23 protein-coding genes are annotated in these 22,001 nt (G+C 70.2%); 16 read left to right on the top strand and 7 right to left on the bottom strand.

Translation table 11 applies throughout. The features are described 5' to 3' along the window. Positions 1–53 precede the first annotated feature (53 nt). From BUB75_RS06165 to BUB75_RS06155, 3 genes are all read right to left on the bottom strand, one after another. On the bottom strand, positions 54–278 hold the full coding sequence (locus tag BUB75_RS06165) for a hypothetical protein (protein WP_073252261.1): 225 nt from the start codon (positions 276–278) through the stop codon (positions 54–56). A gap of 147 nt (positions 279–425) precedes the next feature. Beyond that, positions 426–1,064, bottom strand: coding sequence for a DUF4291 domain-containing protein (locus tag BUB75_RS06160; RefSeq protein WP_425430857.1), 639 nt, complete (start codon positions 1,062–1,064; stop codon positions 426–428). A 33-nt stretch (positions 1,065–1,097) separates the two neighbouring features. Further along, positions 1,098–2,699 (bottom strand): sigma-54-dependent Fis family transcriptional regulator, encoded by a 1,602-nt coding sequence (locus BUB75_RS06155; RefSeq protein WP_178379772.1) that lies wholly within the window; start codon positions 2,697–2,699, stop codon positions 1,098–1,100. A gap of 432 nt (positions 2,700–3,131) precedes the next feature. Between BUB75_RS06155 and BUB75_RS06150 the strand changes: the two genes are divergently transcribed. The 11 genes from BUB75_RS06150 to BUB75_RS06100 all read left to right on the top strand — a co-directional run bounded on the left by BUB75_RS06150 (position 3,132) and on the right by BUB75_RS06100 (position 14,327). Further along, a complete protein-coding gene (locus tag BUB75_RS06150) occupies positions 3,132–4,769 on the top strand; it encodes a ferritin family protein (RefSeq protein WP_073252257.1) in 1,638 nt (545 codons plus the stop codon). Between the two features lie 48 nt (positions 4,770–4,817). Continuing rightward, positions 4,818–5,843, top strand: coding sequence for an FAD-binding oxidoreductase (locus BUB75_RS06145; RefSeq protein ID WP_073252255.1), 1,026 nt, complete (start codon positions 4,818–4,820; stop codon positions 5,841–5,843). Positions 5,844–5,851: 8 nt separating this feature from the next. Further along, on the top strand, positions 5,852–6,949 hold the full coding sequence (locus BUB75_RS06140; protein ID WP_073252872.1) for an aromatic/alkene monooxygenase hydroxylase subunit beta: 1,098 nt from the start codon (positions 5,852–5,854) through the stop codon (positions 6,947–6,949). After that, entirely contained in the window at positions 6,946–7,296 is a 351-nt protein-coding gene (mimD, locus tag BUB75_RS06135; protein WP_218617316.1) for a propane 2-monooxygenase effector subunit MimD, read from the top strand. Before BUB75_RS06140 ends, mimD begins: the two co-directional genes overlap by 4 nt. Before the next feature lies 1 nt (position 7,297). After that, positions 7,298–8,356 (top strand): amidohydrolase family protein, encoded by a 1,059-nt coding sequence (locus tag BUB75_RS06130; RefSeq protein WP_073252253.1) that lies wholly within the window; start codon positions 7,298–7,300, stop codon positions 8,354–8,356. Beyond that, positions 8,353–9,126 carry an iron-sulfur cluster assembly protein gene (locus tag BUB75_RS06125; RefSeq protein WP_084740246.1) on the top strand — a complete coding sequence of 258 codons (774 nt, stop codon included), beginning with the start codon at positions 8,353–8,355 and terminating at the stop codon, positions 9,124–9,126. The genes BUB75_RS06130 and BUB75_RS06125 overlap by 4 nt, the downstream gene beginning before the upstream one ends. A 30-nt stretch (positions 9,127–9,156) precedes the next feature. Then, positions 9,157–10,182 (top strand): NAD(P)-dependent alcohol dehydrogenase, encoded by a 1,026-nt coding sequence (locus BUB75_RS06120; RefSeq protein WP_073252251.1) that lies wholly within the window; start codon positions 9,157–9,159, stop codon positions 10,180–10,182. Between the two features lie 13 nt (positions 10,183–10,195). Continuing rightward, positions 10,196–11,845, top strand: a complete 1,650-nt coding sequence (gene groL / locus BUB75_RS06115; protein WP_073252249.1) for a chaperonin GroEL — start codon at positions 10,196–10,198, stop codon at positions 11,843–11,845. 9 nt (positions 11,846–11,854) lie between these two features. Continuing rightward, positions 11,855–13,105 (top strand): Nramp family divalent metal transporter, encoded by a 1,251-nt coding sequence (locus BUB75_RS06110; RefSeq protein ID WP_084740363.1) that lies wholly within the window; start codon positions 11,855–11,857, stop codon positions 13,103–13,105. Positions 13,106–13,164: 59 nt separating this feature from the next. Beyond that, positions 13,165–13,362 carry a hypothetical protein gene (locus BUB75_RS06105; RefSeq protein WP_073252247.1) on the top strand — a complete coding sequence of 66 codons (198 nt, stop codon included), beginning with the start codon at positions 13,165–13,167 and terminating at the stop codon, positions 13,360–13,362. 227 nt (positions 13,363–13,589) lie between these two features. Then, positions 13,590–14,327 (top strand): hypothetical protein, encoded by a 738-nt coding sequence (locus BUB75_RS06100; protein ID WP_084740245.1) that lies wholly within the window; start codon positions 13,590–13,592, stop codon positions 14,325–14,327. 21 nt (positions 14,328–14,348) lie between these two features. Here BUB75_RS06100 and BUB75_RS06095 read toward each other — a convergent pair whose 3' ends face one another. Then, positions 14,349–14,540, bottom strand: a complete 192-nt coding sequence (locus BUB75_RS06095; protein ID WP_143175035.1) for a hypothetical protein — start codon at positions 14,538–14,540, stop codon at positions 14,349–14,351. Between the two features lie 320 nt (positions 14,541–14,860). Here BUB75_RS06095 and BUB75_RS06090 point away from each other — a divergent pair, with 320 nt between their 5' ends. Both BUB75_RS06090 and BUB75_RS06085 read left to right on the top strand, forming a co-directional pair. Beyond that, positions 14,861–15,769, top strand: coding sequence for a DUF5753 domain-containing protein (locus BUB75_RS06090; RefSeq protein ID WP_073252240.1), 909 nt, complete (start codon positions 14,861–14,863; stop codon positions 15,767–15,769). After that, positions 15,750–15,974, top strand: coding sequence for a DUF397 domain-containing protein (locus BUB75_RS06085; protein WP_073252238.1), 225 nt, complete (start codon positions 15,750–15,752; stop codon positions 15,972–15,974). The genes BUB75_RS06090 and BUB75_RS06085 overlap by 20 nt, the downstream gene beginning before the upstream one ends. A 52-nt stretch (positions 15,975–16,026) precedes the next feature. Here the strand turns inward: BUB75_RS06085 and BUB75_RS06080 are convergent, their stop codons facing one another. Continuing rightward, entirely contained in the window at positions 16,027–17,199 is a 1,173-nt protein-coding gene (locus tag BUB75_RS06080) for a thiolase family protein (protein ID WP_073252236.1), read from the bottom strand. 158 nt (positions 17,200–17,357) lie between these two features. On the opposite strand from BUB75_RS06080, the gene BUB75_RS06075 reads away from it, so the two are divergent. Next, complete coding sequence (locus BUB75_RS06075; protein WP_073252234.1) at positions 17,358–18,128, top strand: SDR family NAD(P)-dependent oxidoreductase; 771 nt, start codon at positions 17,358–17,360, stop codon at positions 18,126–18,128. Positions 18,129–18,176: 48 nt separating this feature from the next. Here the strand turns inward: BUB75_RS06075 and BUB75_RS06070 are convergent, their stop codons facing one another. Further along, positions 18,177–18,833 (bottom strand): TetR/AcrR family transcriptional regulator, encoded by a 657-nt coding sequence (locus tag BUB75_RS06070; RefSeq protein ID WP_073252232.1) that lies wholly within the window; start codon positions 18,831–18,833, stop codon positions 18,177–18,179. Between the two features lie 112 nt (positions 18,834–18,945). After that, positions 18,946–19,812, bottom strand: a complete 867-nt coding sequence (locus BUB75_RS06065) for a hypothetical protein (RefSeq protein WP_073252229.1) — start codon at positions 19,810–19,812, stop codon at positions 18,946–18,948. A gap of 131 nt (positions 19,813–19,943) precedes the next feature. Here BUB75_RS06065 and BUB75_RS06060 point away from each other — a divergent pair, with 131 nt between their 5' ends. Then, complete coding sequence (locus tag BUB75_RS06060) at positions 19,944–20,453, top strand: DoxX family protein (RefSeq protein WP_073252227.1); 510 nt, start codon at positions 19,944–19,946, stop codon at positions 20,451–20,453. 82 nt (positions 20,454–20,535) lie between these two features. Then, entirely contained in the window at positions 20,536–21,999 is a 1,464-nt protein-coding gene (locus BUB75_RS06055; RefSeq protein WP_073252225.1) for a class I adenylate-forming enzyme family protein, read from the top strand. Positions 22,000–22,001 lie beyond the last annotated feature (2 nt).

Here is a 22,001-nt window from a genome sequence, read left to right as displayed (position 1 = left end):
GGTGACACCGCGACCCGCGCCCCCTTCGGCCGGTGGGTTACCGGTCTCCAGGATCAGCGATGGCCGTCTCCCGGCGCGTAATCGGTGCGGTCCGTGCGCCAGCGCCGGAAACTGTCGACCGCGCGCTCCAGCGCCAGTGCCGCGAGAAGGAATCCGGCCGCGGATCGCCACATGAAGCGGCCTTCCGGAAACTCGCCCAGGGTGTCGAGCGCGACAAATAACGCGAGCAAGCCATAGCCGACCGCGGCACGACCGGCCTTCCGCCCCTCGGAGGTCACGACTCCCGCCCCCACCGCGACTCAGGCACCGGCGCGTTCGGTGTCGTCGCGCCGCCCTCGCACAACCTCACGCATGCGAGGACCGTAGCCGACTTCGCAGGTGGCACACGCCGCGGGAGAGCGGATCGCGCGCCTCCGGGTGCTGCTTCACGGCCGGCGGGGAACCAGCCGATCGAGGAGGCCGTCGGCGGCCGGATAGGGCTGTTCGTCCGGCAGCAGTTGCTCGGCGGCCCGGTCGTCTCCGCTGCGGATGAGGCGCTGGATTTCTCGTGCCCGCTCCGTGACGTCGGTGATCGACACGATCCACTCGTCGGCGTAACGCTGCGCGGCCTCGCCGGCCAGACCTAGTTGGAGGGAGCGTTGCGGAAGCGGCTTCAGATGGAGGTCACGTTCGGGATCCCACTGGACGCGCGTCGGCGCCCGCTTCAGGTCGCGTCGCCAGCCGGCCCGATCGGTGTGCAGGCCGGGTTGGTAGTGGGAGAGGCATGCCTGGGCGAGGCACCAGTCGAAGCCCTGCCGGGTGATCCGGACGGCGAGGACGGTTTCCTGGCCCGCCTTGGTTCCCCATCCGCAGCGGTACATCATCCACAGGAATGACGGCTTGATCCAGGTCATCCGGTCGCGCTTCCATCTGGAGGGAAAGCTCCCCACAGCGGCAGCGGGCAGTCCGATCTCCGGCGAGTACGCCTGATAGACGGTGACCGTCGTGGCGTCGTGGAGGGCGCGGATCTGGTATTTCGCTGCGGTCACCGCGCCAGCGTGATGGTTCATTCCGGCCGACGCCATTGAATACCGAATTCCTCGGTGCGCGCCCACGGCCTACGACGGGACGTCGATGCGGTAGTGCTGAATTTTCCGGTAGATCGTGGCGCGGGACATCGACAACGACGCCGCCGCCTTCGAACGATTACCGCCGAACGCCCGCAGCGCCGCCACGATCGCGTCTCGCTCCATCGACTCGAGCGGATTGAGCAGCCGCCCGGAGATCGTGTGACAGTTGGCAGGCAGGTCCGCCGCCTCGATCGTGCCGGCACGGCGGTGCGCGACGACGGTTCGCAGCGTGTCCACCAGCTCCGCGATGTTGCCCGGCCAAGGCGTCCGCATGAGTAGTTGCATTGCCTGACCGGAGACGGTCAGGTCCCGGCCCGTCGCCAGCCGACCGAGGAGCATCGGGACGATCTGCGCGATGTCCTCGGCATGATGCCGCAGCGGCGGCAGCTCCACCGAGGCGGGGAAGCAGCTGAGCAGCGCGTCGCGGCCGGTAACCGCGGGCGGGGTGCCGGTCGCCACCACCCAGCCGGCGCGTGGCTCCGCGCGGTGCCGGTGCAGCAGGTTGGCCAGCGACTCTCGGGGTCTCCCCCGCAGCGCGTGCAGGTGCCGGAGCACGAGCGTGCCGCCGCGGAGCTGGTCGAGTGCGATCCGGACGGTCGTCAGTAGCTCGTCCTCGGTGTAGCGCTGGGCGAGGTCGACGACGCGCATCGGCCGCTCGGGGTGGTACAGCCGGTGCAGCGAGGCGGCCACGGCCTGTTTGCCGACACCGGGCTCGCCGCAGATCGTCACCCATTCGCGGTGCAGGTAGTGGTTGCGGATCTCCTCGCAGGCCAGCACCCAGAGCCCGCCGGTACCGGCCAGCCCGGGCAGCGACTGCGTGAGCACGCCCCGGCCTGCGGTGGGATGGTCGAGCGCGCGTTCCAGCCGGATCCGCGAGACGCCGCCCGCCGTGCCGTCGCCGCTCACCACCGGCGAGCAGAGCAACCGGGCCCGGCCGCCGCTGGGCAGCTCGACGATCGTCGAAGTCTGTTTGCCCCGCTCGGCGGCCTCGGCGGAGACCGCGATCAACACGGCCTGGTCCTCGGGTGCGAGCAGGTGCCGGGCGTTGTCGTTCATCATCACGAGGTCGGGGTTGACCGCCAGCACGATCGCGGTGCTGCGGCGGCAGGCCCGCAGATACTCGCCGAACAGGTCCAGCTCGCGCCGCCCGCTCTCCCGCAACAATTCCTGTTCTATCAGCGACGCCGCGCTTTTCGCCATCGCCAGCAGCAGCGGGCCCGCGTCCTTGTTCCAGCAGGTCAGGTCGAGCAGGCCGACGGTCTGGCCGCTCACCGGGTGGCGCACCGGAACGCCGGCGCAGCCGAGCGTGTCGAGCACGCCGGTGTAGTGCTCCTGGCCCCAGACCTCGGTCGGCTGGCCGCTCTCCAGCGCGGTGCCGATCCCGTTGGTGCCGACCTCCTGCTCGGCGTAGCTGAACCCCGGGGCGAGCTGCACCCGGTCGAGGTAGCGCACCAGGCTGGTGTCGTCGGTGCGGCGGTCGAGCACGACGCCGTCCCGGTCGGTGAGGATCAGGCTCACCGCGCTGCCGTTCAGGCTCTCCTGCACCGAGGACAACACGACCCGCGCGCAGCGGGCCAGCGGGCTGTCCACGTCGGGGTGGGCAGTGTAGGTCGGAGTCACACCGTCCGGGGCGACCGACCACCGCCGCGATCGCGTCCAGGACGCCGCGATCGTGTCCCTCACCCCACGCGGGCGGGCTCCCGAGGACGCCCAGAACCGTTCCCGCTCACCCCCGAGGCGAGGGTCCGCGGGAGTCACCGGGCCGCTGAAGGCGTGCTTCATCGTTGAACTCGCCTCCCGCCGTCACGGTCCGCGCGGACGGCGGCGCGCCGCTGCCAACACGGACGCGGATGTGTCGTGGTTGTCACCGAGCCTAGGGGACGCGGAGCCCCCGACGCGTCTCAAGTTGAGACCTGCGTCACCGCGGATCGGCGTTGGAATCAGGCATCCGGAACGGCGGCCCCCGACGGGCCGAACCGCGACGCCGCTCGGAGACCCCACGCGTCCGAGGGAGCACCCCGCATGAGCCGACAGAGTCTGAGCAAGGCGCACCGCAAGATCACCGAGTTGTCCTGGGAACCGACGTTCGCCACGCCCGCCAAGCGGTTCGGGACCGACTACACGTTCGAGAAGGCGCCGAAGAAGGACCCGCTCAAGCAGATTCTCCGGTCGTACTTCCCGATGGAGGAGGAGAAGGACAACCGCGTCTTCGGCGCGATGGACGGTGCGATCCGCGGCAACATGTTCCGCCAGGTCCAAGAGCGGTGGATGGAGTGGCAGAAGCTGTTCCTGTCGATCATCCCGTTCCCGGAGATCTCGGCGGCCCGCGCGATGCCGATGGCGATCGACGCCGTGCCGAACCCTGAGGTCCACAACGGCCTCGCCGTCCAGATGATCGACGAGGTCCGGCACTCGACCATCCAGATGAACCTCAAGCGCCTCTACATGAACCACTACATCGACCCGGCCGGGTTCGACATCTCGGAGAAGGCGTTCTCGAACAGCTACTGCGGGACGATCGGCCGCCAGTTCGGCGAGGGGTTCATCACCGGGGACGCGATCACCGCGGCGAACGTCTACCTCACGGTCGTCGCCGAGACCGCGTTCACGAACACGCTGTTCGTGGCGATGCCGTCGGAGGCCGCGGCGAACGGCGACTACCTGCTGCCGACCGTGTTCCACTCCGTGCAGTCCGACGAGTCGCGGCACATCAGCAACGGCTACTCGATCCTGCTGATGGCGCTGGCCGACGAACGCAACCGGCCGCTGCTCGAGCGCGACCTGCGCTACGCCTGGTGGAACAACCACGCGGTGGTCGACGCCGCGATCGGCACGTTCATCGAGTACGGCAGCAAGGACCGCCGGAAGGACCGGGACAGCTACGCCGAGATGTGGCGCCGCTGGATCTACGACGACTACTACCGCAGCTACCTCATCCCGCTGGAGAAGTACGGCCTGGTCATCCCGCACGACCTGGTCGAGGAGGCCTGGAACCGGATCTACAACAAGTTCTACGTCCACCGCGTCGCGCAGTTCTTCGCGACCGGCTGGCCGGTCAACTACTGGCGGATCGACCCGATGACCGACGTGGACTTCGAGTGGTTCGAGGACAAGTACCCGGGTTGGTACAACCAGTTCGGCCGCTGGTGGGAGTCCTACAACCGGCTGCGCTACCCGGGGAAGAACAAGCCGATCGCGTTCGAGGACGTCGGCTACGAGTACCCGCACCGGTGCTGGTCCTGCATGGTGCCGTGCCTGATCCGCGAGGACATGGTGGTCGACAAGGTCGATGGCCAGTGGCGGACGTACTGCTCGGAGACCTGCGCCTGGACCGACAAGGAGGCGTTCCGCCCCGAGTACCAGGGCCGTCCGACGCCGAACATGGGCCGTCTCACCGGCAAGCGCGAGTGGGAGACGCTCTACGACGGCTGGGACCTGGCCGACATCATCACCGACCTCGGTTACGTCCGCGACGACGGGAAGACGCTGGTCCCGCAGCCGCACCTCGACCTCGACGACCCGGCGAAGCTCTGGACGCTCGACGACGTCCGCGGCATCCCGTTCGGTAGCCCGAACATCGCGCTCAACGCGATGAGCGACGCCGAGCGCGAGGCCCACGTCTCCGCGTACCGCGCGAACCCCAACACCACGCCGGCCTAGGCAAACGCCGCGGCCGGGCGAGAGCCCGGCCGCGGCGGGAGGACGCACATGGGAGAGAAACACCGCGTCCGGTTCGAACCGGTCGGGTTGGAGATCGACGTCGACGAGGACGAAACCGTGCTGAACGCCGCGTTCCGGCAGGGCGTGATGCTCATGCACGGCTGCAAGGAGGGACAGTGCTCGGCCTGCAAGTCGTTCCTGCTCGACGGCGACCTGCAGATGGATCGCTACTCCACGTTCGCCCTCGCCGACTACGAGAGTGAGGAGGGCTACGTCCTGCTCTGCCGGTCGCACGCGTACAGCGACCTCGAGGTGGAGCTGCTCAACTTCGACGAGGACATGATCCGGTCAGGGCTACCGGTGGTGACGTTCGAGACGAGGGTCGAGTCGCTGGAGGACGTCGCACCGGACATCACCCGGCTCCGGCTGCGGCTGGACGACCCCGAGTTGTTTCGGTTCCACCCCGGGCAGTACGTCGACCTGACGATCCCCGGAACGTCGGACCACCGTTCGTTCTCGATGGCGAACACCAGCGGCGACCTGGAGTTCTTCATCAAGCGCTATCCCGGCGGCCGCTTCTCCGGTCTGCTGCAGGACGGCCTTGCGGTGGGCGACCGGCTCACCGCGACCGGCCCGTACGGCACGTTCACGCTCCGCGTCAGCTCCGACCGACCGCTGGTGTTCGTCGGCGGCGGCGCGGGGATGGCGCCGATCCTCGCCCTGCTGCGCCAGATGGTGGAGAGCCGCACCGAACGGGGCGCCGTGTACTACTACGGCGCCCGGACCGCGGCCGACCTGATCTGCGCCGCGGAGATCGAGGCGATCGGAGCCGACCTGGAGAACTTCCGGTTCGTCCCCTGCCTGTCGGAGTCGTGGCCGGACGACTGGGACGGCGAGACCGGGCTGGTCACCACGGTGCTCGACCGGCGCGAGCCGGACCTGGACGACCGCGACGTCTACCTGTGCGGACCCCCGCCGATGATCGACGCCGGCCTGGCGCTGCTGGAGAGCCGGTCGGTCCCCTCCGAGCAGGTCTTCTACGACAAGTTCACGCTCACCGGCCCAACGGAATGAGGCTGAAGATGACCGAAACCACCCAGCGCAGCTTCCCGAAGCCGGAGTTCACCGGCGCCGAGGCCGGTCTCCGCACGTTCCCCGGCTCCACCAGCCGCTCGTACAACTACTTCACGCCCCGCAAGCTGCGCGCGACCGTCTACGAGGACGTCACGCTCGACGTCCAGCCCGACCCGGAGCGGCACCTGACCCAGGGCTGGATCTACGGCTTCGCCGACGGACCGGGCGGCTATCCGCAGGAGTGGACGGCGCTCAAGTCGTCCGACTGGCACCAGTTCCTCGACCCGAACGAGGAGTGGGAGCAGACGATCTACCGGAACAACAGCAACGTCGTCCGGCAGATCTCGCTGAACCTGGCGAACGCGAAGAAGGCGCACGCCTACCGGGCCTGGGCCCCGGCGTGGACGCAGTTCATCGAACGTCACCTCGGCGCGTGGATGCACGCCGAGCACGGTCTGGGCATGCACGTGTTCCTCTCCGAGCAGCGGTCGGCGCCGACGAACATGATCAACAACGCGATCGCGGTGAACAGCGCGCACAAGCTCCGCTTCGCCCAGGACCTGGCGCTGTACAACCTGGACCTGTCCGAGTCGGATCTGCCGTTCGACGGTAAGGCGCACAAGGCCGCCTGGCAGCAAGAACCCGTCTGGCAGCCGGTCCGGGAGAACGTCGAGCGGCTCACCGCGATCCGGGACTGGGCCGAGTCGCTGTTCGCCGCGAACATCGTCTTCGAGCAACTGGTCGGCGCGCTGTTCCGCAGCCACCTGGTGATGCAGGTCGCGGCCCGGAACGGCGACTACGTGACGCCGACGCTGGTCGGCGCCGGCGAGCACGACTACGACCGGGACCTGCGGTACACCCGGGTCCTCTACCGGATGCTCGTGGCCGACGACGTGCACGCAGCCCACAACCGGGACGTGCTCAACGGCTGGCTCGCCGCCTGGGTGCCGGTCAGCGTCCGGGCCGCGCACGAACTCCAGCCGATCTGGTCGCAGATCCCGGAGAAAGCGGTGACGTTCGCCGAGTCCTGGCACGCGGCGACCGGCAGCTTCCGCACGGTGCTGGAGGAACTCGGACTCGACGAACCCAAGGAGCTGACGCCGTGACCGCGCCGTCGAAGTTCGCCGCCAACCCCACCTCGTCCAACATGGCCGGCGTCACGCTGATGAACAACCAGAACGGCTACGTGGTCGCCGACGTGATGCGCACCAAGGACGGCGTCACGGTCTCGGAATACCCGTCGATGATCCGTGTCGACGGCGCGCGGGTGCTGACGTTCGACTACGACGAGATCGGCGAAGCGATCGGATTCGAATTCGACCAGTCGGACTTCGAGGAAATCATGTCCACCCACTACGGGCGGATGGTCCACCTCGACGACCGCACGATGCTGTTCGCCAACCCCGAGGACGCCGCCGAATACATCGACTTCGACCTGACACCGGTGAGCTGACATGTATTCCAAAGACGGAGAGAACTACTACATCGTCGACTCGCACATCCACTTCTGGGACGGCGGGCCGGACAACCAGCGCAACCGCTACGGAACCGGTTTCACGGCCTGTTTCTACGACTACCACCGCAACCTCTCGCCGGAGCAGTACCACTGGCCGCTGGAGAAGTTCGGCAAGTACTCCGAGGACGACCTGGTGCACGACCTGTTCGAGGTCGGCTACGTCGACGTCGGCATCTTCCAGCCGACGTACCTGACCGACTTCTACAAGAACGGCTTCAACACGACCGAGCGGAACGGAGTGCTGGCCGAGAAGTACCCGGAGCGGCTCATCGTGAACGGCGCGTTCGACCCGCGGGACGGCGAGAACGGCCTGCGCGCGCTCGAAGAGCTGGCGTCCCGGTGGAACCTGCGCGGCGTCAAGCTCTACACGGCCGAGTGGAAGGGCGAATCGAAAGGCTGGAAACTGTCCGACCCGTGGGCCTACCGGTATCTGGAGAAGTGCCAGGAACTCGGGATCACGAACATCCACGTGCACAAGGGCCCGACGATCTACCCGCTCAACCGGGACGCGTTCGACGTCGCGGACGTGGACGATGCCGCCACCGAGTTCCCCGGCCTCACGTTCATCATCGAGCACTGCGGGCTCCCCCGGCTCGAGGACTTCTGCTGGATCGCCACCCAGGAGACGAACGTCCTCGGCGGGCTCGCGGTCGTGATGCCGTTCATCCATACCCGGCCGCGGTACTTCGCCCAGGTCCTCGGCGAGCTGCTGTACTGGGTCGGCGAGGACAACCTCACGTTCGCCAGCGACTACGCGATCTGGCAGCCGAACTGGCTGGTCGAGAAGTTCGTCGACTTCCAGATCCCGGAGGACATGCAGTCCGAGTACGGCGTCCTCACGCCGGACATCAAGCGCAAGATCCTCGGTCTGAACGCCGCCCGGCTCTACGACCTCAAGGTGCCCGCGGAGGTCGCGGTCGGCAACGGGTCCGGCGCGGCCAACGAGGCCGCGGCGCCGAGCCCGACGACCAGAGCCGCCACGGCGGGCGCCGAATGAGCACGACCCGGTCCGGGGCGGCTACGGCCGCCCCGGACGGGGTGGTGCCCGCCGTCGGGCCGTCTCCCTTCACCCACAGTCATTCGGACGCCGGGGAGCGCGCCGTCCGCGACCGGGTCTACGCCGCGCTGGCGTCGGTCCGGGATCCCGAGCTGGACCGTCCGATCACCGAGCTGAAGTTCGTCAGCTCCTGCGAGGTGTCCGGCGGGCACGTCCGGATCCGGCTCCGGCTGCCCACGTACTTCTGCGCACCGAACTTCGCGTACCTGATGGTGGTCGACGCGCTGGACGCGGTGGAGGCCGTGCCCGGCGTCGTCGGCGCCGAGGTCCGGCTGGAGGACCACTTCGCGGCCGACGAGATCAACGCCGGTGCCGCCCGGCGCGCCGGGTTCCAGGAGACGTTCCCGGGTGAGGCCGTCGACGAGCTGGCCGAGTTGCGGCGCACCTTCCGGCGCAAAGCGCACCAGGCCGCGCTGGAGCGGGCGTGCCGCGGTCTGCTGGCGGCCGGCCGGACGCTCGACGACCTGCCGGACGTCCGGCTCGGCGCGCTCCCCCGCTCGCCCGAGACCGATGGTCTGCTCCGGCGCCGCGCCGGCCTCGGGCTCCCCACCGACCCGGACGCCCGCCTGCTGGTCGACGAGGACGGCACCCCGATCGCCGCGGCCGACGTCCCCCTTCGATTGCGCTTCGCCAAGGCCGTCCGGGTCAGCATCGACGCCAACACGCAGTACTGCAGCGGGCTGCTGGCCACCCGCTATCCCGAGAGCTAGCCACCCCCCACCGCGACGGGAGCGACTGAGATGAGAGCCGTCCAACTACCCCGCTACGACGCCACCCCGACGCTCGCCGAGGTGCCCGAGCCGACGGTCACCGGCCCGCTGGACGTCGTCGTCCGGATCGGCGGAGCCGGCGTCTGCCGCACCGACCTGCACATCATCGAGGGCCAGTGGGCCGAGAAGTCGGGCGTCACGCTGCCCTACACGCTCGGCCACGAGAACGCCGGCTGGGTCCACGCGATCGGCGACGCGGTCACGAACGTGGCCGTCGGTGACCCGGTGATCCTGCACCCGCTGGCGACCTGCGGCCTCTGCCCGGCCTGCCGGCTGGGCGACGACGTCCACTGCGCGAACGCGCGGTTCCCCGGTATCGACAGCGACGGCGGTTACGCGGACCTCCTGAAGACGAACGCCCGCGCGGTGGTCAAGCTTGACCACTCACTGCAGCCCGCCGACGTCGCTGCGCTGGCCGACGCGGGTCTCACGGCCTATCACGCCGCCCGCAAAGCGGCCACCGCACTCCGCCCCGGCCAGAAGGTCGTCGTGATCGGCGCCGGCGGCCTCGGCCACATCGGCATCCAGGTCCTGCGCGCGCTGACCCCGAACGAGATCATCGTCGTCGACCGCTCCTGGGAGGCCCTGGGCCTGGCCGAGCAGCTCGGCGCGGCGCACATCGTGGCGTCCGACGGCAGCGAGGTGGACGCCGTCCGCGACCTGACCGGCGGCGAGGGCGCCGAAGCGGTGCTGGACTTCGTCGGCGAGGGCGGCGCGATCGAGGCCGGCGTCGGCATGCTGCGGCGGGCGGGCAACTACTACGTGATCGGGTACGGCGGCGAGCTGCGCGTCCCGACGATCGACATCATCTCGACCGAGATCAACTTCGTCGGCAACCTGGTCGGCTCGTACACGGACCTGGCCGAGCTGATGGTGCTGGCCGCCCAGGGCTCGGTCACCCTGCACACGCACAAGTACCCGCTGGCCGAGTACACCCGCGCACTCGACGACCTGGACAAGGGCGAGGTCCGCGGCCGCGCCATTCTCGTCCCCTGAGGAGGGTTCTTCGATGGCCAAGGACCTGCGGTTCAGCGCAGACGCGCGGCAGCTGTTGGAAGCCGGGGTGAACGCTCTCGCCGACGCGGTGAAGGTGACGCTCGGCCCGAAGGGCCGGAACGCGGTGATCGAGAAGCTGACCGGGCCGCCGACGATCACCAACGACGGTGTGACGATCGCGCGGGAGATCCAGCTCCGCGACCCGTTCGCGAACATGGGCGCGCAGCTGGTCAAGGAAGTCGCGATGAAGACCAACGGGGTCGCGGGCGACGGCACGACGACCGCGACCGTGCTGGCCCAGGCGCTGGTGCGGGAGGGTTTGAAGGCCGTCGAGGACGGCGCGAACCCGATGTTCCTGAAGACCGGCATTCAGCGCACGGTCGCCGCCGTCGTCGACGCGCTGCGTACGGACGCCAGGCCGGTGACCACCGTGCAGGAGCTGGCGCACGTCGCGACGCTGGCCGCGAACAACGACCCGGAGATCGGGGCGATCATCGCCCGCGCGATGGACCGGGTCGGCCCCGCGGGTGTGGTGACCGTCGACGAATCGCCGACGTTCGGTCTGGACGTCGACTTCGTGGACGGCGTCGAGCTGGACCACGGCTTCATCTCGCCGTACATGGCCACCGACAAACAGCGCATGGAGACCGTGCTGGAACGTCCGTACATCCTGCTCACCAACGAGCGACTCACCCAGGTGCAGACGCTGATGCCGGTCCTGGAGCTGGTGACGCGGACCCAGCGCCCGCTGGTGATCTTCGCCGAGACCGTGGACGGGCCCGCGCTCGGGATGCTCGTCGCGAACAACGTCCACGACACGTTCCGCAGCGTCGTCGTGCGTGCCCCCGGGTTCGGCCACCGCCGGCTGGCCGAACTCGAGGACCTGGCCGCGATCACCGGCGGTGCGGTGATCACCGGCGACGCCGGTCAGGACGTGTCGTCGCTCCGGCTCGACCAGCTCGGAACGTGCGCGCGGATCACGGTGACCGAGTCGTTCACGACGATCGTCGGCGGCGCCGGGGACGAGGCCGCGGTGTCGGCGCGGATCGAGCAGCTGAAGAGCGAGCTGGACCGCACCGACAACGAACACGACCAGGACCACCTGCAGCTGCGGATGGCGCGGCTGTCGGGCAGCGTCGCGGTGATCCACGTCGGCGCCGCGACCGGCGTGGAGCTCAAGGAGCTGCAGCACCGCGTCGAGGACTCGCTCTCGGCGACCCGGGCCGCGATCGAGGAGGGCGTGGTCGCCGGCGGCGGCGTCGCACTGGTGCACGCCGGGCGCTCGGTGGGGCCGCTGGACCTGACCGGGGACGCTGCGGTCGGACGGGACCTCGTGCTGCGGGCGCTCGCCGAGCCGCTGCGGTGGATCGCGATCAACGCCGGGTACGACGGAGACACCGTGGTCTCCCGAGTGGGCTCGCTGTCCGGGAGCGAGGGTTTCAACGCGCTGACCGGCGAGTACGGCGACCTGGTCGCGGACGGGGTGATCGACCCGCTCAAGGTGACCCGGTCCGCGCTGCAGAGTGCGGCCTCGGTCGCGGCCCTCCTGCTCACCACCGAGACGCTGGTGGTGGAGGAGATCGTCCAGAATCCGGGCGCGATCGTCGCACCGGGTTTCGGTGATCTCGCCGAGGGCATGGTGCGTCCGTCGAACATCTACTGATCGATGTTCATGCGTCGAGATCCGGGTCCGGCCGCGCTCCTCGTCCACGGCCCGGGCCCGGTGGGGGTACGAGTCGGCCCCGGCCGGAACGCAGTGCGATACCTCGGCCCCGCGTTCGTCGCGGCGGTGGCGTACGTCGACCCGGGCAACCTGGCGACGAACGTCACCGCCGGGGCGGAGTACGGGTTCACGCTCCTGTGGGTGATCGTCGTCGCCAACCTCGCCGCGATGCTCGTCCAGTACCTGTCCGGCAAGCTCGGGCTGGCGACCGGGTGGAGCCTCGCCGAGACGTGCCGGGAGCGGTACCCGCGGTGGGCGACGCTGCTGCTCTGGGTGCAGGCCGAGTTCGTCGTGATCATGACCGACCTGGCCGAGGTCGTCGGCGGCGCGGTCGCGTTGAACCTGCTGTTCGGAATCCCGCCGACGGTGGGTGCGGTGCTGACAGTCGGCGGGATGCTCGTGATCCTGGCCGCGCAACAGCGGGGACGCCGTCCGTTCGAGGCCGTGATCGCGTCGATGCTCGGGATCCTCGTCGCGGCGTTCGCATACCAGACGCTGCGCGCCGGGATCTCCGCCGGTGAGGCGGCCGGTGGGCTGGTGCCGCGGTTCGCCGGGACCGACAGCGTGCTGCTCTCGGTGGGCATCGTCGGCGCGACCGTGATGCCGCACGCGATCTACCTGCACTCGGCGCTGACCCAGTCGTTGCGGCCGAGCCCGCGCCGGCGGCGTGCGGCGGCGCGGGCGACGCTGACCGACGTGGTGCTGGCGCTGGCCATCGCCGGGTCGGTGAACGTGGCGATCCTGCTCGGCGCGACGTCGCTGTCGGCGGCGGAGTCCCTGGAGGAGGCTCACGCCGGGTTCGGAGCGGTGGCCGGGGATACGACCGCGCTGGTGTTCGGCATCGCGCTACTGACCTCCAGCCTCGCGGCGTCGGCGGTCGGGGTGTACAGCGGGCAGGTCGTCATGCAGGGGTTCATCCGGCGGTCGATCCCGCTCTGGCTGCGGCGGACGGTCTCGGTGCTGCCGGCGCTGGTCATCCTGCTGCTCGGCGTCGATCCGACGACCGCGCTGGTGCTGAGCCAGGTCGCGCTGTCGTTCGGGGTCCCGTTCGCGATCTTCCCGCTGCTGCGCTTCACCGGTGATCGGAGATTGATGGGAGATGACCTGGTGAACCGGGCCGGAACGCGGTACGCCGGATACACGGTCGGGACGCTGATCGTCGCGCTCAACGTCTATCTGGTGGCAGCAGTAGTGGTGTAGACGGGGTGTGAGCTGGACGAGTCGCGGCGTTCGGCTCACACCTCCCCGAGGAGGCAATCATGGTTCCCTGGATCGTGGCGGCCGCGCTGATGGGCGTCATCGCCGCCTGGCTCGCGGTCGGGCTGCGCCTCGTCGGCGACGACGTTCCGCCGCACTTAGCCCGGCGCGCCGCCTGGTGGCGCCGCTGGGCGTGGCCGGTCGCGGCGGCCTGCGCGGCGTCCGCGATCGCCGGCACTTCGGCGGTGCTCGTCTGCTAGGCGGGTGCTCGTCGGCTGCGAGGTGGCGGCGGTCTGCTGGAATCTAAACGTGCAGCCTCCGCAGGGAACCGATCGCTTGGCGCTACCGTCCTATGATCATGGCCAGAACGCGGATAATTCGGACAGCACTTCTCGGACTCGTCCTGCTGGCGACGGCGTGCGGCCCAACCGCCACCGCCGAGGTCACGCCCCAGGCGAGTACCGCTCCGCGCACGTCGGAGCAGCCCGTGTCCTCTGACACCCTGGTACTCCGCGCCGAATCGACCGGCGGCTTCGTGCCTGCGACGTTCACCTACGGGCGGTTGCCCACCGTGAGCATCTACGCCGACGGCCGGGTCATCACCGAGGGTCCGCAGATCGCGATCTACCCCGGCCCCGCGCTGCCGAACCTGCTGGTCCGCACGATCAGCCGCACCGAGGTCGACCGGCTGGTCGCCGCGGCCCGCCGCGCCGGGGTCGGCTCGCCGACGGACTACGGCACCCCCGGGGTCGCCGACGCGACCACCACCCGGTTCACGCTCGTCGAGGGTGGCCGCACGCTCACCGCCGAGGTCTACGCGCTCAGCGAGGCCATGGAGACCGACCAGAGCCTCACCGCTGCGCAGCGCGAGGCCCGCGCCCGGATGCGCGGGCTGCTGGCGACGCTCTCCGACCCGGCCAGCGGATCCGGCGAGCAGCGGTACCAGCCGGCCGCGATCGCGACGATCGTCACCGCCTACGCCAACACCGACCCGGAGAATCCCCAGCCCGCCCGCGCCTGGCGCGGCGCCGCTCTTCCCGGCCGCGTGGTCGGTCCCGCCGACGTGAGCTGCGCGCTCACTACCGGCGCGGCGGTCCGGACCGTGCTCGCCGACGCCGCGTCCGCCAACGCCGCGACACCCTGGACGTACGAGGGCCGACGCTGGTCGCTGATGTTCCGTCCGCTGCTGCCGGACGAGACCGGCTGCGAGTCCCTGGGCCGCTGACCGGTCCGGCCGCGAGCCGACCTAGGCCGGCTCGCGGAGGTCGTCGATCTCTCCGCGGGCCTCGGCCCGCAGCACCAGCTCCGCCCAGCTGCGGCGGTAACACGGCCACTCACCGGGATAAATGTGGGTGGCCGATCCGCAGTACCGGCTGTTCGCCGGGTCGACCACGTGCTCGGCGATCAACGCCCGCGCCGTCTCGACGTCGTCGGCCACGTACCGACGGTGCCACCCGGACGCCCCGTTCGATCGCGGGTCTTGCCGGTTCCCGTTCGCTGCCATGACACACGCTCCCGTCCCGCTGACCCGGGCGCGGCGACACTTCGACGACCGTCGCGCCCACGGCCTTCGTGAGATCCAGACGGACACCCGACCGGCGACGGGCCCCGTATGGCTGGACTTCGTCTGAATATGAACCGCGAATTCACACTTCGCAACCCTCGAAGTGCGCTGACGCAATACCAGTTCTTGCGCTCAATTCGAGAACCCAAAATGCAAGACTGCAAACGGGACGCACACGTGAAGGGACGTCGTTCGTGGACGAAGTCAGCCCCACTCTCGCCCGGCGCATGCTCCTCTCGACCCTGCAGCGTCTCCACCGGGCCGACGGGCGTTCCACCGATCTGATCGGCGCCGAGGTGGGGGTCGACGGTTCGACCGTCGCCCGGTGGCTGGCCGGCGGGAAGCGGAAGCTGCGCGCGCACGAGATCCGCGGGCTGTGCGAGGTCTACGGGGTCGACGAGGACACCAAGAACCAGCTCGTCCGGCTCGCACAGGAGGCCGGCAGCCGGGGCGTCACCCAGCGCCTGTCGTGGTTCGCGACCTACCAGTTCGGCATGTTCCTCGACCTCGAACGGGACGCCCGGCGCGTGGTGACGTTCGAGTCCTGCGTGGTGCCCGGCCTGCTGCAGACGCCGGGGTATGCCCGGGAGGTCATCCTCGCCGGGGCGCCCGCGGTCGACCTGACCGAGGAGGACGTCCGCGAGCGGGTGCAGTTACGGATGGAACGGCAGCGCATCCTGCGCCGGGATCGCCCTGCCGAGCTACTGGCTTTCCTCGACGAGGCGGTGATCCGCCGGCCGATCGCCCAGGCGGACGCCATGCGGACGCAACTGGAGCGCCTCCTCACCGCGAGCGAGTGGCCCAACGTCACGATCCAGGTCATCCCCTTCTCCGCTGGTCCGCACGCCGCGGCGGCGACCGGCCCCTTCGTCCTCCTGTCGTTCGACCATCTGGGCGACGCGCCCGGCGAGATCGCCTATGGCGAGAATCCGGTAAACGCCCTGTATATGGAAACACGAGAGGAAACAGACCGGTATCGCGCTGTTGTCGACTGTTTGTCCAGGCAGGCACTGAGCCCGGAGGCGTCAGCAGCGATGATCGCCGGTGCGATGGAGGAGTTGGAATCGGAGAGGGAGGTACGGAATGAGCCCGCTCGAACCTGAGCTCGACGTGAGCGGCGCCCGATGGCGCAAATCCACCAGGAGCGGCACCGACGGCAACTGCGTGGAGGTCGGCACGGCACCTGCCGCGGTCGGCGTCCGGGACACGAAGGACCACGGACACGGTCCGGTCCTCGCGTTCGCCCACCCGGCGTGGCGAGCGTTCCTGGACGGGTGCAAGGCCGGCGAATTCGGCTTCGGCCGGTAGCGCACGGGCGGGCCGACCCATCCGGCACGTGGGTCGGCCGCCTGGCCCGCGATCAGACCTCGATGACCAAGGCTCCGCCCTGACCACCACCGGCGCACATCGCGGCGACGCCGATCCCGCCGCCGGTGCGGCGGAGTTCGTGGATCAGCGTGGCCACCATCCGCGCGCCCGACGCGGCGATCGGGTGCCCCAGGCTGCAGCCGCTGCCGGAGAAGTTCACGGTCTCCTCGTCCAGACCGAAGTGGCGGCAGGCCGCGACCGGCACCGACGCGAACGCCTCGTTGATCTCCCACAGCTTCACGTCGCCGGTCGTCAGACCGGCGCGGTCGAGGACCTTCTCGATCGCCCGCAGCGCGCCGACGCCGGTCCGCTTCGGGTCGAGTCCGACCGACGCCCAGGCCCGGACCGTCGCCAGCGTCTCGATCCCCTCGGCCGCGGCCAGCTCGGCGCCGGTGACCGTGACGGCCGCCGCGGCGTCGTTGGTGCCGCTCGCGTTGCCCGCGGTGATCGAGAAACCGGGGATCTCCGGGTGCAGCACCTTCAGCGACGCGAGCCGCTCCGCGCTGGTGTCGCGCCGGGGGTGCTCGTCGACCGCGAACTCGACGACCGAGCCGTCGAGCGTCGACACCTTGATCGGCACGATCTCGTCGACGAACTTGCCGGCGTCGATCGCGGCGACGGCTCGCTGGTGCGACCGCAGCGCCCAGGCGTCCAGGTCTTCGCGGGTGAGCCCGAACTCCTGCGCGGTGTTCCAGCCCACGGTGATCGACATGTCCGTGTTCGGCGCCTCGGCCGTGTTCGGGTGCGTCCCCGGGTACCAGTTCTCGACCTCGTCCACGGTGCCGGGCACGCGGCGCTTGAGACGCGGCGAGAGCGAGGAGGCCTGCACTCCCCCGGCCACCACGATCTTCTCCATCCCGCTGGCGACGCCGGCCGCGGCCAGCCCGATCGACGAGAGGCTGCCGGTGCAGTGCCGGTTGACGGCCAGGCCGGGCACGCCGGTCATGCCGGCCACCACGGCCGCGTACCGGGCGACGTCGCCGCCGCCGTACAGCGACTCGGCGAAGATGACGTCATCCACCCGCTCCGGATCGATCCCCGACCGCCGCACGGTCTCGGTGAGGATCGCGGTCGCGAGGTCCTCGGCGGGCGTCTGCGCCAGCGTCCCCTTCCGCGCGGTGCCGATCGCGGTCCGGGCCGCGCTGACGATGACGGGCTGCGCCATGCTCCACCTCTTCTTGGGAACTCTCCGGGCGGCGTAACTGTAGCGTTTACCGGTAAGCCAACAGTAGGCTGCGGGCAGCGTGCCGAGAAGATGCCCCGCCCCAGTTCTCACGTGCGATGGGCCACGTTGACACGCTCGGATCATCGAAGGAGATACCCGTGGAGCTGACCGGATCGTCTGCACTCGTCGTCGGCGGAGCGGGAGGGTTCGGCGCGGCTACCGTGCGCCGCCTCCATGCCGCCGGTGCCAGTGTGGTCATCGCCGACCTCGCCGAGGAGAACGGCAAGGCGCTCGCCGCGGAGCTGGGCGACAACGCGCTCTACGTCCACACCGACGTCACCAGCGAGGAGTCGGTCGACGCCGCGGTCGCGTCGGCGGTCGAGCTGGGACCGCTCCGTACGAACGTCATCGTGCACGGTGGGCCGGCGGCCGGCCGTCGGATCATCAACCGGCAGGGCGAGCCGTACCCGACCGCGACGTTCCGGCGGACCGTCGAGATCTTCCTGGTCGGGACGTACCACGTGCTCAGCAAGGCCGCAGCGGCGATGGCGAAGAACGAGCCGCTGGACTCCGGTCAGCGTGGCGTCGTGATCACCACCGCCAGCATCGCGGGGTTCGAGGGGCAGGTCGGGCAGTCGGACTACTCCGCGGCGAAGGGCGGCGTCATCGGGATGACGCTGACCGCGTCGCGTGACCTGGCGCCGGTGGGTGTCCGGGTGATGTGCATCGCGCCGGGCGTGTTCTACACACCCGCGTACGGCGCGATGACGAAGGAGCAGGCGCAGGAGCGGTTCGGCAGCAACATCCCGAACCCGAAGCGGCTCGGCGAGCCCGACGAGTACGCGAAGCTCGCCCTGTCCATCGTCGACAACGACTACCTGAACGGCACGACGATCCGCATCGACGCCGCCCAGCGCTTCAACATCTGACGTGACGCGAAACTGGCCTCTAAGCGCGGCTTAGAGGCCAGTTTCGCGTCAGGCGGACTGCGCCTGGGCCGGGGCCGGGGTTTCCAGCAGGGGGCGCAGGCCGCGGAGGATGTTCGTGATGCCGAACTCGAGCTCGCTCGACGGGTCGTCGGACCCCGCGGCGTTCAGCGGCGGCGCGTGCCTGCCCTTCCGCTCCACCAGCAGGAACCCCTGGGTGTAGACCGACAGCGTGAAGAACGCGTGCTGCACGATCGGGTCGGGCAGCCCGGCGTCGGCGAGCGCGGTGAACAGCTCCTGGGCCCGCGGCCACGACCGCGCGGTCGTCTCGTCGCCGGACGCCCCGATCTGCCGCACGATCAGGTCGCACGCCAGGTCGTCGGCGGCCAGCAGACGGTGGTAGTCGAGGAAGAAGTTGCGCAGCAGCCCTTCCCAGTCGTCCCCGCGCAGCGGCGGCATGCGCTCGTAGAACGACGACAGCGCCGCCTCGGTCATCGCGGCGACCAGCTCCCGCTTCGTGCGGAAGTACCAGTAGATGCTGGTGACGCCGACGTCGAGGTGCGCGGCGAGCTGCGGAATGCTCCACTGCTCGACCGGCGTGTCCCGGAAGAAGTCGAACGCTCCCGCGATGATGTCGGCGGGGTTGATCGAGCCGCGCGGACGCCGCGCCCGTGCCGACTTCTCCGCCTTGCCTGGCGCGGACGGCATGGTGACCCTCCCAGCTCGATCTCGAACCGGGCAGCAGGCCGCCCCGGTACCGACCCGAAAAGTCTACCGGAAGGTCTGCGGGAAGCGGGATCGCCGGTCAGCGGCCGTCTTGTTACGGCGCCAGGACGAGCGCCTGCGACGTCTGGACGACCGGGACGCCGCTGGGCGTCCGGAACTCGGTCATCGCGTGCGCGTGCCCCTCGCTCGGCGCCTCGCCCGCCCCCGCGGCGACCCCGGGCCGCCCGAGCGCGAGGCCGACACCCGGCCCGGCGTCCGCCAGGAACGCGACCGTCGACGCCAGGACGGTGGCGCGCGCCCCGCTCGGACCGCAGGGGTACGGGGAACAGCCCGGCGGCGCGGTGAGGGCCGCACCGAGGTACGCCAGCAACGCCCGTCCGGTGGTCGGATCCATCGGCAGCCGACGGTCCAGGTCTCCGGCGGCGAGCAGCGCGGGCAGCTCCGCGGGCACCAGACCACCCGCCACGGTTTCCCCCGTACCCACCGACCCCCGGCCCACCACCGCACCGGTCGAACCACCGCCCGGGGTCAGCAGCACGACCGCGTGACCGTGCCTGCGCCGCGGGCCACGGGCGGAGTCGCGCTGGTCGACGGTCAGTTCCGCGGTCACGTCCCCGGACGGCCCGCGGGAAAGCGCGTCGACCGACACCCGCACCGACCGGCGGGCCGACGGCGGCGCACCGGGTGACCACGAGACCAGCCGCACCCGGGAGCCCGGCACGCTGCGCTCGGCGGCGGTCACCAGGGCCGCGACGAGCTGCGGGCCGGGGAACGAGGGCCAGTCGGGATCCGCGGCCATCGCCAGGAAGTGTCCCGTGCCGACCCTCCAGAGGTTCAGCGCACGAACGAGCTGGTCGAGCTCCGGCGGCCGCCACGCGTCCGCTTCCGGCCGGGCGCGGCGTGCGCCGCCCCCGTCGGCGACCGCCCGCAACGGCCGGGCTGCGCTCCGCACCGCTGTCATCCCGCCTCCCGCACTCGCTCAGGACGCCGCTCCGGCGCACCTCCAGTCACTCATATGATTAGATGGTCGTCAATATTTCGATCGATTGAACAGAGGGCGCCCATGAACGTTCTCTCCCCCGGGGTTCCGCGATGAACTGGGTGGACGTCGGCCTGCTGCTGATCCGTCTGAGCCTCGGCGCCACGCTGCTGATGCACGGCTGGAACCACTGGCTCGGCGGCGGCAAGATCGCCGGGACGGCCGGCTGGTTCGAGAGCCTGGGCCTGCGCCCCGGCGTCTTCCAAGCCTGGGCCAGCGTCGTCACCGAAATCGCCGCCGGCCTCGGCCTGATCGTCGGGCTACTGACGCCACTGGCCTGCGCCGCGACGATCGGCGTGATGGCCGTCGCCGCGATCGTCGCGCACCGTCCGAACGGCTTCTTCGTGTTCCGCGACGGGTACGAGTACGTGCTGCTGATCGCGGTGGTCTCGGCGGGCCTCGCGGCGATCGGACCGGGCCGGATCTCGCTCGACCACGCGCTCGGCGTCGAGATCACCGGGCTGGCCGGGATCGCGATCGCGGTCCTCGCCGGTCTCGGCGGAACCGCGCTGCTGCTCGCGACCACGTGGCGTCCCCACAAGGTTCCGACGAACACCCCCTGAGCGACGCGTCACCATACATTGACATTCTTCGAACAGAATCCTTAGCGTCTGGGCGATTCGCCAGACGGACGGCAGGAGCACGATGAACCTCCTCACCATCCTCGAGATGACCGGCGCCGGGCACGGCGACCGGGTTCTGCTCGGCACCGCCCGCGACGGTCTCACCGGCTTCGACCTGCAGCAGCGCGTCCGCGTCGGCGCCGCCCACCTGGTCGCCTCCGGCGCCCGGACCGTCGTCTACCTCGGCGAGAACGGCATCGGTTTCCCGATCGCGCTGTTCGCCGCCGCCACCGCCGGAGTCCCGTTCCTGCCGCTGAACTACCGGCTCTCCCACGACCAGCTGGTGGACGTCGTGGCGGCCCAGGACCGCCCGTACGTGATCACCGAAGACCCGACGGTGGCCGCCGACGCCCGGAGCGTCGACGAGTGGCTGGCGCTGACGGCACAGGACGCGCCCGACGTCACGCTGCCGAGCGAGCCGGACCCCGACACCGAGGCCGTGCTGTTGCTGACCAGCGGCACCACCGCAGCGCCGAAGAGCGCGGTGCTCCGCCACCGGCACCTCGCCGCGTACGTCCTGGACACCGTGGAGTTCAGCGGCGCCGCCCCCACCGACGCGGTCGTCGTCAGCGTGCCGCCGTACCACATCGCGGCGGTCGCTAACCTGCTGTCCAACCTCTACACCGGCCGGCGGATCGTCTACCTGGACAAGTTCACGCCGGAGGGGTGGCTCCGCACGGTCGCCGAGGAAGGCGTCACGCACGCGATGGTCGTACCGACGATGCTGTCCCGGATCGTCGACGCGCTCGAAGCGGGCGAAGCCGCACCGACGACGCTGCGCTCGCTGTCCTACGGTGGTGCGCCGCTCGCCCCATCGATCCTGCAGCGCGCGCTGACGTTGCTGCCGGAGGTCGGGTTCGTGAACGCGTACGGACTGACCGAGACGTCGTCCTCGATCGCGGTGCTCGGGCCGGACGACCACCGGGAGGCGGCCGCCAGCGACGACGCAGCCGTCCGCGCCCGGCTCGGCTCGGTCGGACGCCCGTTGCCGACCGTCGAGATCCAGATCCGCAACAGCGCCGACGCGCCGGCCGCGGCCGGTGAGATCGGCGCGATCTTCGTCCGCGGTCCGCAGGTAGCGGGCGAGTACCGCCAGGGCGGCAGCCGGATCGACGCCGACGGGTGGTTCCCGACCCGGGACGAGGGTTACCTGGACGCCGACGGCTACCTGTTCGTCAAGGGCCGCGCGGACGACACGATCATCCGCGGCGGGGAGAACATCGCCCCGGCCGAGATCGAGGACACGATCCACCAGCTCCCCGGCGTCGCCGAAGCCGTCGTCGTCGGTATCCCCGACGAGGAGTGGGGGCAGCGGATCGGGGCGTTCGTCATCCGCAGGCCCGGCGCGGACCTGAGCGAGGACGGCGTCCGGGAGTACGTCCGCAGCGTACTCCGGTCGTCCAAGACGCCGGACGTCGTCACGTTCGTCGACGAGCTGCCGCGCACGCCCACCGGCAAGATCCTCCGCCGCGAACTCGTCAAGTAACA

Origin of the sequence: Cryptosporangium aurantiacum, assembly GCF_900143005.1 — a bacterium.
GTDB lineage: Bacteria > Actinomycetota > Actinomycetes > Mycobacteriales > Cryptosporangiaceae > Cryptosporangium > Cryptosporangium aurantiacum.
The sequence above is the reverse complement of the archived record's forward strand: the minus strand, read 5'-3'. Positions and strand labels throughout refer to the sequence as shown.